This window comes from Phytobacter sp., assembly GCF_059074235.1.
In genome coordinates this window covers 207,356-221,704 of record NZ_JCACPZ010000004.1, presented here as the reverse complement: position 1 = coordinate 221,704, position 14,349 = coordinate 207,356, and the positions used below count along the sequence as shown (strand labels likewise).

The 14,349-nt window shown below is 52.5% G+C and carries 16 protein-coding genes; all 16 read left to right on the top strand.

Annotated elements, in window-relative coordinates:
• Window positions 1-86: 86 nt before the first annotated feature.
• The 16 genes from AC5JPW_RS05015 to AC5JPW_RS04940 all read left to right on the top strand — a co-directional run bounded on the left by AC5JPW_RS05015 (window position 87) and on the right by AC5JPW_RS04940 (window position 14,347).
• Window positions 87-1,544: a glycosyltransferase family 2 protein gene (locus tag AC5JPW_RS05015; protein WP_494238594.1), complete on the top strand. Its 1,458-nt coding sequence runs from the start codon at window positions 87-89 to the stop codon at window positions 1,542-1,544.
• Window positions 1,526-2,116 (top strand): hypothetical protein, encoded by a 591-nt coding sequence (locus AC5JPW_RS05010; RefSeq protein ID WP_494241135.1) that lies wholly within the window; start codon window positions 1,526-1,528, stop codon window positions 2,114-2,116. The genes AC5JPW_RS05015 and AC5JPW_RS05010 overlap by 19 nt, the downstream gene beginning before the upstream one ends.
• A complete protein-coding gene (locus AC5JPW_RS05005; RefSeq protein WP_494238592.1) occupies window positions 2,116-2,466 on the top strand; it encodes an HNH endonuclease in 351 nt (116 codons plus the stop codon). The genes AC5JPW_RS05010 and AC5JPW_RS05005 overlap by 1 nt, the downstream gene beginning before the upstream one ends.
• Before the next feature lie 196 nt (window positions 2,467-2,662).
• On the top strand, window positions 2,663-3,136 hold the full coding sequence (locus tag AC5JPW_RS05000) for a phage terminase small subunit P27 family (protein ID WP_494238591.1): 474 nt from the start codon (window positions 2,663-2,665) through the stop codon (window positions 3,134-3,136).
• Between the two features lie 3 nt (window positions 3,137-3,139).
• Window positions 3,140-4,867, top strand: a complete 1,728-nt coding sequence (locus AC5JPW_RS04995) for a terminase large subunit (protein ID WP_494238589.1) — start codon at window positions 3,140-3,142, stop codon at window positions 4,865-4,867.
• A complete protein-coding gene (locus AC5JPW_RS04990) occupies window positions 4,867-6,171 on the top strand; it encodes a phage portal protein (protein WP_494238588.1) in 1,305 nt (434 codons plus the stop codon). The genes AC5JPW_RS04995 and AC5JPW_RS04990 overlap by 1 nt, the downstream gene beginning before the upstream one ends.
• Window positions 6,172-6,185: 14 nt before the next feature.
• Window positions 6,186-7,034: a head maturation protease, ClpP-related gene (locus AC5JPW_RS04985; protein WP_494238587.1), complete on the top strand. Its 849-nt coding sequence runs from the start codon at window positions 6,186-6,188 to the stop codon at window positions 7,032-7,034.
• Window positions 7,035-7,043: 9 nt separating this feature from the next.
• Window positions 7,044-8,252 carry a phage major capsid protein gene (locus AC5JPW_RS04980; protein ID WP_494238586.1) on the top strand — a complete coding sequence of 403 codons (1,209 nt, stop codon included), beginning with the start codon at window positions 7,044-7,046 and terminating at the stop codon, window positions 8,250-8,252.
• Between the two features lie 44 nt (window positions 8,253-8,296).
• Window positions 8,297-8,629, top strand: a complete 333-nt coding sequence (locus tag AC5JPW_RS04975; RefSeq protein ID WP_494238585.1) for a head-tail connector protein — start codon at window positions 8,297-8,299, stop codon at window positions 8,627-8,629.
• Window positions 8,630-8,637: 8 nt separating this feature from the next.
• Window positions 8,638-8,979, top strand: coding sequence for a phage head closure protein (locus tag AC5JPW_RS04970; RefSeq protein WP_494238583.1), 342 nt, complete (start codon window positions 8,638-8,640; stop codon window positions 8,977-8,979).
• 1 nt (window position 8,980) lies between these two features.
• Window positions 8,981-9,418 (top strand): HK97-gp10 family putative phage morphogenesis protein, encoded by a 438-nt coding sequence (locus AC5JPW_RS04965; protein ID WP_494241133.1) that lies wholly within the window; start codon window positions 8,981-8,983, stop codon window positions 9,416-9,418.
• On the top strand, window positions 9,415-9,762 hold the full coding sequence (gp17, locus tag AC5JPW_RS04960; protein WP_494238582.1) for a tail completion protein gp17: 348 nt from the start codon (window positions 9,415-9,417) through the stop codon (window positions 9,760-9,762). Before AC5JPW_RS04965 ends, gp17 begins: the two co-directional genes overlap by 4 nt.
• A gap of 55 nt (window positions 9,763-9,817) precedes the next feature.
• Window positions 9,818-10,294 carry a phage tail tube protein gene (locus AC5JPW_RS04955; protein ID WP_494238580.1) on the top strand — a complete coding sequence of 159 codons (477 nt, stop codon included), beginning with the start codon at window positions 9,818-9,820 and terminating at the stop codon, window positions 10,292-10,294.
• Window positions 10,295-10,340: 46 nt separating this feature from the next.
• A complete protein-coding gene (locus AC5JPW_RS04950; protein WP_494238578.1) occupies window positions 10,341-10,733 on the top strand; it encodes a phage tail assembly chaperone in 393 nt (130 codons plus the stop codon).
• A gap of 23 nt (window positions 10,734-10,756) precedes the next feature.
• Window positions 10,757-11,020, top strand: coding sequence for a phage tail assembly protein T (locus tag AC5JPW_RS04945; protein ID WP_494238577.1), 264 nt, complete (start codon window positions 10,757-10,759; stop codon window positions 11,018-11,020).
• Between the two features lie 33 nt (window positions 11,021-11,053).
• A complete protein-coding gene (locus AC5JPW_RS04940; protein WP_494238576.1) occupies window positions 11,054-14,347 on the top strand; it encodes a phage tail tape measure protein in 3,294 nt (1,097 codons plus the stop codon).
• The last annotated feature ends 2 nt before the right edge of the window (window positions 14,348-14,349 follow it).

The window sequence follows — 14,349 nt, the reverse complement described above, 5'->3', positions numbered from 1 at the left end:
CAATAAATTTGAAATTTGATTGTTGGACAGCTTCACAAAACTATCATTCATAATAACTTCTGTCTAAATCTACTTAAGGTAATTATATGCAGGTCACTATTAATGGTGTCCCGTATGCGCCTATCTGCATCTCAACTGCACGCATAGGCATCGCGATCAGCACTCACAACCGCCCTGGAATTATTTCACGCGCCATTGAGCAGCAACTTAAACACCTGCCCGCTGGTGCGCTGGTGGTTGTTATTGATGATGGATCGCAACCGGCTGCCTCGGTTCCTGCCGGAGTGCAACTGCGTCGCCTCGATGTGTCTCAGGGAATTGTGGCCGCCAAGAACGCCAGCCTTTCAGCGCTGGTGGATGCGGGGTGCGAGCATTTGTTTCTGTTTGATGATGATGCCTGGCCGATTACTGATGGCTGGCATGTTCCTTATATTGAGTCACCAGAGCCGCATCTTGCCTATCAGTTTCTTGATCTGGCCGGGGTGCGCAAACTGAACGATATCTCAGTGCTTTATCGTGATGATCGGCATGTTGCGTACACTGGGCAGCGTGGCGTGATGCTTTACTATCACCGGAGTGCGATTGAGCGTGTCGGTGGATTCGACCCGGTTTATGGGCGCGGCATGTATGAGCATTCAGATCTGGCTACCCGGATTCACAATGCCGGACTGACGTCGTGGGCATTTGCTGACGTGGCTTGCTCTGAGAAGCTGATTTATTCGCTGGATGAGCATGAAGCGGTAGAACGCTCGGTACCACGGCCAGACCGTGACGCACTGGTGCAACGCAACGTAACCATCCATAACAGCCGCCGGGACAGTGGTTACACGGGGTATGCGGAGTTTCGTAAGCAGCATGATGTGGTTATCACAACCTTACTCACCAGCGAAGCAGACCCCCAGCGCAATGAACGTTTAAAGCCAGATGCCGGAATACTCAATGCATGGGCTTTATCTATCCGTGGTGTGTCCGCTGTTGTGTTGGCTGATGAGCTCAGCGAAGCACCCACCGGCACGCAGCTGGTTACCGTGCCTAAGGTAGAGATGAATGTTTATTTTCGGCGCTGGCTGCATATCTATCAGCACCTGCGAGAACATCCTGAATACCGCTTCGTGTGGTGCACTGATGGCACTGACGTTCAAATGCTGCGTGAACCGTGGGATGAAATGAACCCCGGCAAGGTTTACGTTGGCTCCGAGCCAAAGACCTACGCCGACCCATGGGCAGCGAGCAACCACCCTGAGAGCATCTATCAGCAATTCATTGATATGCACCGTAATGATCTGATGCTCAATGCTGGTCTGTTGGGTGGCTCCCGCGCTGATGTCATGGCGATAGCTCACGGGATCGTTCGACTCTACTACCTGAATGAAAGCAACCGGTTCTGGAAGAAAGAACAGGCTGCCGCTGCAGTGGGCGACATGCTTGCGTTCGGTATTGTGGCGCACCGTTATAGTGAGCGACTGGTTACCGGCCCTCAGGTGCACACGGTATTCAAAACAAACGGTATCGGTAAGGAGTGCGCCTGGTGGATGCACAAGTGAAGTTTGCAGTGGTCGCACATCACTCGCGGTTTGCTCAGGCCATCATGCTGGTCAATGAGCTGAACGCTCAACTCTTTATGGATGAAGGCCAGCATGGTGCGAACTGGAATCACCGCCGTGCACTGGACTGGGCAGCCAGCCAGAAATGCAGAGTGGTCATTGTTGAGGATGATGCGCAGCCTGTCCGTGGATTCGTAGAGAAGGCCTGTGCCTGGCTCAATGATAAGCCTGACGATCTGATCAGCTTCTACCTCGGCACGGGTCGCCCGCCTCAATATCAGGCGGCGATAGCTGAGCGTCTGATTGTTGCTGATAAGACGCGGGCAGACTTCATCACCCTGCCTCAGTTGATTCATGGCGTGTGCTACAGCGTGCCGATTGCAAAGCTGGCTGACGTACTGGCCCGATGGGATAACAGTGCGGCTGCTGATTACGCCGTGGGTAATGCATACGGTGGCCCGGTGGTTTATCCCTGCTGGTCACTGGTCGATCATGATGATGGCGAACCTGTTGAACGTCACCCCGATGGAATGCCGCGCACTGAGCGCCGACTAGCGTGGAGACTTGCCTAATGCCAGCAGCCATACCGAGAGCATGCCGTAAGCGGGGATGTGCAGGAACCACAACCGACAGATCAGGCTATTGCGAAAAACATCGCAACGAAGGCTGGCAGCAGCATCAACGTGGGCAGAGTCGCCAGCAGCGTGGATATGGCAGTAAGTGGGATTCTCTCAGATCCACGGTGCTTACTCGCGATAAGCATTTGTGCCAGAGCTGCAAACGGAACAATTTGATCGCACCTGCAAAGACCGTCGACCACATTATTGCGAAAGCCAATGGTGGCACCGACGATCTCGCCAATCTTGAATCACTCTGCTGGCCCTGCCATCGAACCAAGACAGGTCGAGAAAGATTTAAATGATAATCAATATCAATAAAATGGTTGCAAATGAAATCATTTAAATGTGAATGATAGTGATTCTCATCAAGGGGAGGGTGGGTAAAGAGTTCAGGAGCTTGCCTGCTCAGGACCGTCGCCTAAGTTTTTTTCACACCGCCGCAGGTTAGAAAACTTTTTTATGGGAACCCCCAGCAACGATTAATAGGAGTTTTCGATTATGCCAGGACCACCGAAAACCCCAACACGTCTGGCTCTCGTGAAGGGTAACCCATCGAAACGAGCCATAAATAAGAATGAACCAAAACCCCCTGCAGGGGTGCCCCCAACACCGAAGCATTTTGACAAGCAGGGGAAGTATTGGTTTAAGCGTATGGCCGAAGAACTTGACGCTATCGGGGTGATTTCTCTTCTTGATGCACGGGCGCTCGAATTACTTGTAGAGGCTTACACCGAGTACCGGCATCACTGTGAAACACTGGAAATTGAGGGCTACACCTATCGCACTGAAACGCAGACTGGTGATGTTTTGATTAAAGGCCACCCGGCAGCGATCATGAAAGCAGATGCCTGGAAGCGTATCCGGGCAATGCTGACTGAGTTTGGCATGACTCCCGCCAGCCGTGCCAAAGTTGGTGGCAATAACCCTGCTGAAGCGGACCCTCTGGAAGAATTTCTTAAAAAGCGCAAATGATGAATGGCAACGGTTTCGGAAGGTATCCAGTACGCCGAGCGCGTACTGTCTGGCGAGATTGTTGCTGGCGAACTGGTACGTCTGGCGTGCCAGCGATTCTTCAATGATTTAGAGCACGGACCGAAGCGGGGCGTGTACTTCAACGAAGGTCGCGCCCAGCACATTCTCGATTTTTATGATTTTGTACCCCACGTCAAAGGTGCGCTGGCTGGAAAGCCGATCAAGCTGATGCCCTGGCACGTTTTCATACTAATCAACCTGTTTGGCTTCGTCATACATTTAGTTGATGAGATGACGGGTGAAGTGGTTATGGAGGATGGTGCAGCTGTCATGGTGCGCCGCTTTCGCACGGCTTATGACGAGGTGGCGCGTAAAAATGCCAAATCCACACTTTCGTCTGGTATTGGGTTGTACATGACCGGTGCCGATGGCGAAGGGGGCGCTGAGGTTTACTCGGCTGCAACGACCCGCGACCAGGCGCGGATTGTTTTTGATGATGCCAAGAACATGATCAAGAAAGCCCCCCGCACACTGGGGCGTCTTTTTGGTCACGTTAAACTCAACATTCACCAGGAGCGTTCGGCCTCTAAGTTTGAACCGCTCTCCAGCGATGCGAACAACCTCGACGGCCTGAATATTCACTGCGGCATTGTCGACGAGCTGCACGCTCACCGTACCCGTGATGTCTGGGACGTTCTGGAGACAGCCACCGGGGCGCGCCTTCAGTCCCTGCTTTTTGCAATAACGACTGCAGGTACCAATAAAGAGGGCATTTGTTACGAGCAGCGGGATTACGCCATCAAGGTACTACGTGGCATTGTTGATGATGACACCTACTTTGCACTCATCTACACCCTGGATGAAGATGATGACCCTTTTGATGAGGCTAACTGGCCTAAGGCGAACCCTGGTCTCGGTATCTGTAAACGCTGGGATGATATGCGTCGCCTTGCGAAAAAGGCGAAAGAGCAGGTCGCAGCCCGCCCGAATTTCTTCACTAAGCATCTTAATATCTGGGTTACAGCTGAATGTGCCTGGATGGATATGGAACGCTGGAGCAAGTGCAGCGATATTGCCGCTGATGAGGTTCTTCGCAAATGGCCACTGTGGGTGGGTATTGACTTGTCAAACAAAATCGATATTTGCGCCGCTGTTAAAACGTGGCAGGCACCCGACGGTCATACGCATACGAAGTCAAAATTCTGGATACCTGAGGGTAGGCTTGAAACAGCACCAAACCATATCGCAGAGCTTTACAGGAAATGGGCCGCTGAAGGATATCTTGATCTGACTGATGGCGACGTTATCGATCATGGCTACATCAAGGCAGAGGTTGAAAAGTGGGTTAAAGGTGAAAGCCTCAAAGAAATTGCGTTTGACCCCTGGAGTGCAACGCAATTCAGTCTTTCGCTTGCCGAGGAAGGGCTACCTCTCGTTGAAGTCGCTCAGACAGTGAAAAATCTGTCTGAGGCGATGAAATCTGTTCAGGCCAGTGTTTACGGTAACAAGATTCATCATGACGGTAACCCCGTCATGACCTGGATGATGTCAAATGTGACGGTAAAGCCCGACAAGAACGACAACATCTTTCCGAATAAATCCACGCCTGAAAACAAAATTGATGGTCCCGTGGCGCTGTTCACGGCCACCAGTCGCCAGCTCGTCAATGGTGGAAATGACCAGCAGGATCTGAGCGGATTCTTTGATAACCCAATCATGATAGGTGTCTGATGAAAAAGAGTAAGCAGCCCGGTAGGGTTAAATCAGCTCTGCTGAACTGGCTGGGTGTCCCAATTAGCCTGACTACTGGCACGTTCTGGCAGGAGTGGTATGGGACGAGCAGCAGCGGAAAAGTTGTAACGGCTGATAAAGCCATGCGCCTGTCAGCGGTTTGGGCTTGCGTCAGGCTTTTAAGTGAATCGGTTTCTACGCTGCCGCTCAAAGTGTATGAGCGTGAGCCAGATGGTTCCCGAAAGCTGGCACAAAGCAATAATGTTTATCAGGTTCTTTGCCGCCGACCTAACCCTGAAATGACGCCGTCACGATTCATGCTGATGGTGGTCGCCAGCATCTGTTTACGCGGCAATGCATTTGTCGAAAAACTGTTCATTGGTTCCAAACTGGTGTCTCTGATACCGCTACTGCCTCAAAACATGGTCGTGAAACGGCTCGATAGTGGTCGTCTCCAGTACACCTATACCGAGAATGGCAAGGAGAGAATTATTCCTCCTGATCGTCTCATGCATATTCGAGGTTTCGGGCTTGATGGTGTATGTGGAATGATGCCGACCCGTGCTGGTGTAGATGTATTCGGGGCGGCGATGTCTGTAGATGAATCAGCAGCCAAGATATTTGAGAACGGCCTACAGAGCTCGGGATTCCTTTCTGCTGACAATGCTCTTGATGCCGAGCAACGCGAGCGCCTGCGCGGTTACATGCAGGCATTCACTGGTTCCAAAAATGCCGGGAAAATAATGGTTCTAGAAGGGGGGCTTAAATACCAGAACGTTACCATGAATCCTGAGGCCGCCCAGTTGCTTGAATCACGAGGCTTCAGTATTGAAGAAATCTGCAGATGGTTCCGTGTGCCACCTTTTATGGTCGGTCATACAACTAAACAAAGCAGCTGGGCTTCAAGTCTTGAAGGGATGAACCTGCAGTTCCTGACACATACGTTAAGGCCGCTACTGGTCAACATTGAGCAGGAAATTTCACGGTGTCTTCTGAACGGTGACGAGGATGTGTTTGCAGAGTTCTCGGTAGAAGGGTTACTGCGTGCTGACAGCGCGGGTCGAGCCGCCTACTACACCAGTGCGTTGCAGAATGGCTGGATGAGCCGAAACGATGTGCGGCGTCTTGAAAATTATCCTCCGATCCCCGGTGGTGATATTTATACCGTTCAGCTCAACCTGACGCCCCTTGAAGATCTGAAACAAAATAATCAGACCGCTCAGGCATTCGCACTGAGGCAGGTTCATAACCACGTGTTCCCTGATATTCCGTTTGAACAATCCCCTCTTAAACAGGCGGCTTAGGAGTTAATCAAACCATGACAAAAAGACAACTTCCGGTAGCTCCGGCGGGTCGCCCCTGCGCGGGAGTTACCAGCGAACCACAACCAGCTGCACTTGAGCGGTGGAATGGCGGATTACGCGCCGCTGCTGACAGCGATAACACCATCAGCATTTTTGATGTCGTTGGCCGTGATTACTGGGACGAAGGCGTAACAGCTAAGCGTATTTCTGGCGCTCTGCGTGCCATGAATGGTGCTGATGTAATCGTCAATATCAACTCCCCCGGTGGTGACATGTTTGAAGGGCTTGCTATTTACAACCTTCTTCGTGAACACCAGGGGAAAGTGACCGTAAAAGTACTGGGTATTGCCGCCAGTGCTGCCTCGGTTATTGCCATGGCCGGTGATGATATTCAGATTGGCCGTGGTGCTTTCCTGATGATTCATAACTGCTGGGTTATCGCGATGGGTAATCGCCATGATTTCGCAGAAATATCAGTTTCTCTTGAGCCATTTGATAACGCGATGGCAGATATTTACGCCTCCCGCTCTGGTCTGAGTACAGAGACAGTGCATCAGTTAATGGATGCCGAAAGCTATATCGGCGGCAGTGATGCCGTTGAAAAAGGCCTGGCAGACAGTTTGCTTTCTGCTGATGCAGTAACTGACGGTGACGACTCTCCGGCTGCTGCACTTCGAAAACTCGATGCGTTGCTGGCGAAAACAAACACTCCGCGCTCTGAGCGCCGGAAGCTCATTAAAGCATTATCCGGTGGCATGCCTGGCGCTGCCACCAATCCTGACGGTACGCCGTGCGCTACTGACAAAATAAATCCTGAAACCCTCTCATCTCTTGAAAGCGCGCTAACCGCGTTATCTCAATAAGGATCAAACATGTCTGATGTAAACGATATTCTGAAAAAAGTCACCGCGTCTATCGAAGAGGCGACCGGGAAATTTAACGCAAAGGCGGAAGAAGCGCTGACAGAAGCCAAGAAAACCGGGAAACTTTCAGCAGAAACGAAAGAAACTGTCGACAAAATGGCAGTGGAATTTAATGCCTTGCAACAAGCTGAAAAAACTCTGAAAGCGGCTCTGGGTGAACTTGAGCAACATGTTGCCCAGATGCCTCTGTCCAGCGCGAAACAGGTCATTGAAAGCGTCGGTAAGCAGGTTATTTCATCAGAAGCGATGAAAGATATTTCCGCTAACATTGCTGGTGGTAAGCGTATCAGCGTCCCGGTGAAAGCAATGATTTCTACTGACGTTGCTGATGGTGTGGTTGAACCACAGCGCCTGCCGGGTATCGACACTGCGCCAAAACAGCGACTGTTCATCCGTGATCTCATTGCACCTGGTCGCACCGCATCTCCGGCAATCTTCTGGGTACAGCAAACCGGGTTCACTAATAATGCGGCGGTTGTACCGGAAAACACAACCAAGCCATACAGCGAAATTCAGTTCGCGACCAAAATTACCCCGGTGACGACCATCGCCCACATGTTCAAAGCATCAAAACAGATCCTGGATGATTTTTCGCAACTGCAGTCTACCGTTGATGCTGAAATGCGTTACGGCCTGAAGTATGCCGAAGAGCAGGAAATTCTCTTTGGCGATGGCACCGGCGTGCATCTTCACGGCATCGTCCCGCAGGCATCTGCATTCGACCCTGCATTCAGCGTCGAGCAGCAGAACGGTATTGATGATCTGCGTCTGGCAATGTTGCAGGCCCAACTGGCCCGCTTCCCGGCATCTGGTCATGTCATTCACTTCATCGACTGGGCGAAGATCGAACTGACCAAAGATACGCTGGGTCGTTACATCCTCGCTAACCCGGTAGGTCTGACTGGACCAACCCTCTGGGGTCTGCCAGTTGTGGCCACTGAGGCCGCTCAGTTCATCGGCAAATTCCTGACCGGAGCTTTCAACGCTGGCGCTCAAATCTTCGACCGTGAAGATGCGAACGTGGTTATCTCCACCGAGAACGCCGACGACTTCGAGAAAAACATGATTTCTATCCGTTGTGAAGAGCGTCTGGCCCTGGCGGTTAAGCGTCCTGAGTCCTTCATTTACGGTTCTTTCTCCGGCGCATCTGGTAGCTAATATCCTGCGGCCTTCGGGCCGCATTTCACAGAGGTGATGAGTCAATGGAATTTATCGATCAGTCTGTTGTTCGTGGGCATTGTCGAATAGATGATGATTTCACCGATGATGATGCCCTGTTAGAAATTTATACAGGTGCTGCAGCGCGTTATGTTGAAACCTGGACACGCCGAAAGCTTTACAAGACGAATGATGAAACAGGCTTTGCAGATGATGCAGATCGCCTACTTCTTGATAACGACATTCGTACAGCTATGTTGTTGCTCATTGGTCACTGGTACGCCAACCGTGAAGCGGTGAACATCGGCAACATAACAACTGAGATCCCTCTCGCCGTTGAAGCACTGCTGCAGCCACACCGTATTTACGGTTTGTAGGAGTTGATATGCAGGCAGGTAGATTATCCCACCGGGTAACAATCCAGAATGCAGTTACTGTTAAAACGCCGTCAGGCCAGCCAAAACAGGAATGGCAGGACGGTAAGACGGTATGGGGTGAGGTTAAAGCCATCAGTGGTCGGGAGTTGGTGGCTTCCGGTGCTGAAAAAGCGGAAGTCACCGTGCGAGTATGGATGCGATTTCGTCGGGATGTTTCGGCAGCGTCTCGCCTGAAGGTACTGAATGGCCCCTTTAAGGGAATGATTCTGGAGGTATCAGGCCCGCCTATTCCCGATGAAAAAGGGACCAGGCTTGAACTTCTCTGTAAGCAGGGGGTGAAAAGTGTTTGATATGAAAATTGACGTATCTGACATGCTGGATCTAACAAGTGATCTGGAGGCACTCAGCAAATCCCAAAACCGAAAGGTAATGCGAGACGCCACCCGATCAGCTGCCACGGTGTTTAAGGATGAAGCCGTCAAGCGGGCTCCCCGGCGCACGGGCAAGCTGGCAAAAAACATCGTGGTCATGACTCAGCGTGATCGTAACGGCGATATTTCATCGGGTGTTCACGTGCGCGGGACAAATACCCGAACCGGGAACAGCGACAACAAAATGAAAGCCAGCAATCAAAAAAATGCGTATTACTGGCGCTTCGTTGAACTGGGAACATCAAATATGGCTCCGGTCCCGTTCATCCGCCCAGCGTATGACGCAAAACAGGATGAAGCCACCCGCGTGGCGTTTGCCCGTGCAAATCAGGCGATTGATGAGGCACTGATGAAATGACAGAGGCCGACGTATTTTCGCTGATTGGTGCGCTGGCCGACGGGAAAGTTTACCCCGATATCGCTCCACTGAATGATGCGGGTTACCCGGCCATTGCTCCCCCATGGATTACCTTCACGCTGGTGGATCAAGTCTACGGTGACACCTTCTGCGACATCGCCGAGGAAACTACATCGTTGCAGGTTGACGTTTATGCGCAGACGGTTGATGAAGCACGCGAACTGCGTGAAGAGATTGCCGCCGCGCTGGTGCCACTACAATACACTCAGATGAGCAAAACCGGAGGCTATGAGCCTGAAACTCAGTTGCGGCGCGCCACGCTGGAAGTCTCCATTCAGCAGTAAAACCCCCATTTAAACATGACCGCCTCCCGGCGGTTTTTTTTCGTCTGGAGAAAATATGACCAGTAAATTTGAAAAAACTAAAGGTACAAAGATCGGCGTATCAAGCACCGTTGTAACAGAAGCTGATTTTCTTGATGAAGGCTTTCCGGCGGTAGGCGTCACTTTCCTGGAAGCAGAGTGTGCAACGAAAGAAATCAGTTACACCGGCGGGCAAAAGGGCGACATCGATGTCACCACGCTGTGCTCTACCGAACAGGAGCAAACCAACGGCCTGGCGGCACCTGCGGAAATGTCGATCTCCCGTAACTGGGTGGGCGACGAAGAGGCGCAACTCGCGTTGCAGGCTGCCTATGAAAACGACGAACTGCGCGCCCTGAAAGTGGTTTTCCCCTCCGGCAACGGTTTTTATGTGCTGGTTGAAGTGCGACAGAGCAGCTGGTCTGCGGCGACGTCTGCGGTTGTCAGTGCGACGTACTCACTGCGCGTCAAAGGCAAGCCGAAACGCATTATTGCCCCGGTATCAGGTTCTTAAGCGGCTCCGGCCGCTTTTTTCTTCCAGTTCTTACAGAGAGTGAAAAATGGCGAACAAAAAAAGTATTCCGCTGCGTAGCCTGGCGCTGACTGCTGCTGTTGCGTACCGCTCCCAAAAAGTCATTGTCCCCGAATGGGAGGATGCCGTTGTTACTCTTCGCGAGCCGTCCAGTAAGGCGTGGGTGAAGTTTCGTGAGCACTACGATCAGTTGCCAAAAGGTGACGATGCGCCGAAGTTGTCAGCTGCGCAGGAATTTGCGCGCAACAAAATGGGGGATGTGATCCTCTTTATCGATGTGCTGCTGGATGAGGCCGGTGCGTCAGTGTTCAGTGAATCCGATGCCAACGAGGTGGCCGAAATTTATGGGCAGGTCCACGCCCGTTTACTTCGTCAGGCGCTGGCCCTGGGTAACTCTCAGGAATATGCAGAAAAAAAGTAAATGAACCGCTGACCTTCTTCCTTATGTCTCTCGCGCTGCGGTTGGGGCGCACCCTGCATGAGCTCGAACAATCCCTGACCGCCAGTGAGCTGAAAATGTGGATCGCTTATGACCGCATCAGCCCAATTGGTGACTGGCGCGGTGACGCGCAGTCTGCACAAATCTCTGCCGCAGTATTTAACGCTCAGGGTGGCAAAGCCAACATGCTTGATTTGATGCTGAAGTTCGGGCCTCAGGACGAGGATGAAGGGACCCGCGAATTAGAACAGTGGTTCGAACAAATTTAACACCCGCTCCGGCGGGTTTTTTATGGGTGAGTTATGGCTACGCTGCGTGAACTGATCATTAAAATTTCTGCAAATTCAGGGTCTTTTCAGTCAGAAGTTGCCCGCGCCCAACGTACCGGGAGTGACTTCTATCGCACGATGGAATCTGGCGGCAAGAAAGCCGCTCAGGCAACGCGGGATACTCAGCGTTCAATCTCTGACCTGAATTCTCAACTGGCTACCGTGAAGGCCAGTGCGAGTGGGCTTGCTGGTGCATTTGCGGGTGCATTCGCAACTCATCAACTTATCCAGTTTGCCGATACCTGGAACCAGATGAACGGTCGCCTGAAATTAGCGTCCACTGGCACGGATGATTTCACCACTTCGCAACGTACGCTAATGGAAATTAGCCAGCGTACCGGCACTTCATTAGAGGCTAACTCAAACCTGTACAGCCGAATTGCGCAGTCATTACGTACAGCTGGTTATGCCTCCGCTGATGTGGCAAAAGTGACAGAAACTGTAGCGACCTCTCTGAAACTGTCAGGTGCCAGCACCGAGGAGGCCAGCTCCGTTATTACCCAGTTGAGCCAGGCGCTCGGCTCCGGCGTGCTGCGTGGTGAAGAATTCAATGCCATCATGGAAAACGGCGGGAGACTGGCAAAATTACTGGCTGATGGGCTGGGTACAACGGTCGGCGGTCTGCGTAATATGGCAAATAACGGTGAGCTCACCACCGATAAAATTGTGCCATTGCTGACCAATGTTGGGCTGCTGCGCAAGGAATTCGAGCAGTTGCCTGCCAGCATCAGCGGGTCAGCGCAAAAAGTAGAAAACGCGTTTATGTCATGGGTGGGCGGTGCAAATGACGCAGTGGGGGCATCCAGTGCTCTGGCTGGCGTTCTGGACGGCGTGGCAAACAACATCGACACCGTAGCAAATACTGCTGGCGTGCTGGTGGGGATAGGTCTGGCCCGTTACTTTGGCAACATGGCTACTGGCGTGGGGAGCGCAACAGCAGCGATTGTCCGTAATACTGCCGCCGAGGTTGCCCTGGCGCAAGCGCAGGTTCGTGGCGCTCAGGTCAGTGTGGCCATCTCCCGGGAAGCCGTATACCGCGCTCAAAAAGCGGTGGCTGCCGCAACATCAATTGAGGCTCAAATCACCGCCGAGCGGAAGCTGATTGCGGCTCAGTCAGCACTGAATAACTCCATTGCTGGCCGTTCCGCCGCGATGACCAACCTGAATAACAGCGCTTCAACCCTGTCCAGACTTGGATCTGGTGTGCTGGGTGTTCTCGGTGGCTGGCCGGGGCTGATTATTGGTGCTGGCACGGCTATGTATGGGCTGTATGAGCACACGCAGCAGGTGCATAAAGAAGCCGTTGCCTTTGCTGATAACCTGGACGAGATCAATAAAAAGCTTAATCAGATGTCTCCTGCTGGCCTGCGTTCAACCGCAGTTGACGCCAGCACGTCGCTGGTGGCGCAGAAAAAAGACCTGGCTGATGTTGATAACCAGATCGCCAAAGTCAAAGACAGCCTGTCTGCACTGAATAAAATCCAGCAGGATTACAACAAATCCCCACGCCTGACCTACCTGAATACTTTCATGGACCAGGCTGATATCACCGAAAAGAATATTGAATTAACCGGGCAATTAAACCGCCTGGAGTATCAGCGTGAACAGGCGGCGGCAAAAGTTGAGGCAACCCAAAAACTGGTAAACACCGCCAGTGATCTCGCCACTCAAAAAGCAGTAGAACAGGCTGGTGCTGTATCCATACTTAAGGGCGCGTATGACCTGCTTAACCGCTCAATGTCCGCGACGGCTGGCGCAACACCACCGCAATATGCTGGCCCGGTTGTGTCTATGGCAAAAGCCACACCTGCACAACAAAACGCACTTGATAAGGCACAGCGCGATGTCGTTCTGTCCGGCATGGATGGACTGGAAAAGCAACATCAGCAGTTTGTTTACGAAGCGCAGGATCTGAAACTTACCGGGGATCTGTACACCACTTACATTTACCGGAAAGACGAGGCGGCGAGAAAAGATGCTGCTGCGGCGCAGGCTAAAAAAGATGCCACTTCTGCAACCAATGCAGCGAATAAAGCGGAACGCGAGGCGGCAGCTCAGGCCGAACAGTACAGCCGCAAAATGGCCGATTTGACGGTTGCCATTGACGTGCAGCAGGTTCGCGCAACCCAGGGTGAAAAAGCGGCTGAATTGTATGCGGCGGCACATCAGGCCGGGGTGAAGTGGACCGACGAGCAGCGCAAAGCAATCAGGGCCTCATCAGCAGAACTGGCGACATGGACGCAACGTGCGGATGAAAACGTGCGTAAACAGCGAGAGCAGACTGAAGCGCTGAAAGATTTGACTGAGGCGGCTCGTAAATTCCGTGATGACGCCACGCTGACAACCGAAACCGCAGGGTTAAGCGATCGTCAGCGCCAGCGCTTTGACGAGACGCAGCAGGTTGATCGTGTCTTTGCGAAGACCGACGGCGGTACCGCTGCAATCGCCGCGAGAAGGGAAGCCCTCGACGCGCTGGATGCAAAATATAAGGCTCTGGCTGCATCTGAGTCTGACTGGCGCGCCGGTGTTTCACGCGGATACAACAGCTGGCTGGACGACATGAGCGACAGTGCCGGTTCGGTCGCTGACGGCATCAAATCTGGATTGGGAGGCGCATTTGATAATGTCGCCTCGATGCTGGAAGGCAATAAAGTCTCCTGGAAATCCTGGGGTATTTCCGTCCTGCAGATGATTGAAAAAGTCGCTTTGCAAATGGCTGTCGTCAGCGCGATGGGCGGCGGGTCGTCATCGTCTGGCCTCGGTGGCTTGTTGGGTACCGTTGTTAGTGGCGTCAGTAGCTATTTCGGCGGTTCGGCGGCGTCAGTTGGTACCAGCTCAGGCACGGCACTGCAGGAATATGCCGCTAACTTCCAGTTCAACGCCCTGGGCGGTGTTTATAACTCCCCCTCACTCAGCGCCTACAGCAACGGTGTTTATGACTCACCCCAGTTGTTCGCCTTTGCTCAAGGGGCCGGGGTCTTTGGCGAAGCGGGGCCAGAAGCCATCATGCCACTCACCCGCGCCGCCGATGGTTCGCTGGGTGTTCGTGCTGTCAGTTCCGGCGTCAATAGTGCGCAGGCATCCGGCGGCGCACCTCAGGTTTATATCACCATCGACAGCAACGGTAACACCAGCACGCAATCAAGTGCTGGTGCAGAACAGTTTGGTGCGGAGATCGGGCGTTTTGTTGATCAGCGGTATCAGCAATTAAAAATGCGCGATATCCGCCCAGGCGGTGATATCTGGAATATGGCTAAAAGCAGGTAACT

Coding starts and splice junctions, on each gene's coding strand:
- AC5JPW_RS04945 (WP_494238577.1), top strand. CDS start 10,757: ATGTCTCTCGCGCTGCGGTTGGGGCGCACCCTGCATGAGCTCGAACAA.
- AC5JPW_RS04985 (WP_494238587.1), top strand. CDS start 6,186: ATGACAAAAAGACAACTTCCGGTAGCTCCGGCGGGTCGCCCCTGCGCG.
- AC5JPW_RS04965 (WP_494241133.1), top strand. CDS start 8,981: ATGAAAATTGACGTATCTGACATGCTGGATCTAACAAGTGATCTGGAG.
- AC5JPW_RS04955 (WP_494238580.1), top strand. CDS start 9,818: ATGACCAGTAAATTTGAAAAAACTAAAGGTACAAAGATCGGCGTATCA.
- AC5JPW_RS04950 (WP_494238578.1), top strand. CDS start 10,341: ATGGCGAACAAAAAAAGTATTCCGCTGCGTAGCCTGGCGCTGACTGCT.
- AC5JPW_RS04995 (WP_494238589.1), top strand. CDS start 3,140: ATGGCAACGGTTTCGGAAGGTATCCAGTACGCCGAGCGCGTACTGTCT.
- gp17 (WP_494238582.1), top strand. CDS start 9,415: ATGACAGAGGCCGACGTATTTTCGCTGATTGGTGCGCTGGCCGACGGG.
- AC5JPW_RS04980 (WP_494238586.1), top strand. CDS start 7,044: ATGTCTGATGTAAACGATATTCTGAAAAAAGTCACCGCGTCTATCGAA.
- AC5JPW_RS05015 (WP_494238594.1), top strand. CDS start 87: ATGCAGGTCACTATTAATGGTGTCCCGTATGCGCCTATCTGCATCTCA.
- AC5JPW_RS04940 (WP_494238576.1), top strand. CDS start 11,054: ATGGCTACGCTGCGTGAACTGATCATTAAAATTTCTGCAAATTCAGGG.
- AC5JPW_RS04975 (WP_494238585.1), top strand. CDS start 8,297: ATGGAATTTATCGATCAGTCTGTTGTTCGTGGGCATTGTCGAATAGAT.
- AC5JPW_RS05005 (WP_494238592.1), top strand. CDS start 2,116: ATGCCAGCAGCCATACCGAGAGCATGCCGTAAGCGGGGATGTGCAGGA.
- AC5JPW_RS05000 (WP_494238591.1), top strand. CDS start 2,663: ATGCCAGGACCACCGAAAACCCCAACACGTCTGGCTCTCGTGAAGGGT.
- AC5JPW_RS04990 (WP_494238588.1), top strand. CDS start 4,867: ATGAAAAAGAGTAAGCAGCCCGGTAGGGTTAAATCAGCTCTGCTGAAC.
- AC5JPW_RS04970 (WP_494238583.1), top strand. CDS start 8,638: ATGCAGGCAGGTAGATTATCCCACCGGGTAACAATCCAGAATGCAGTT.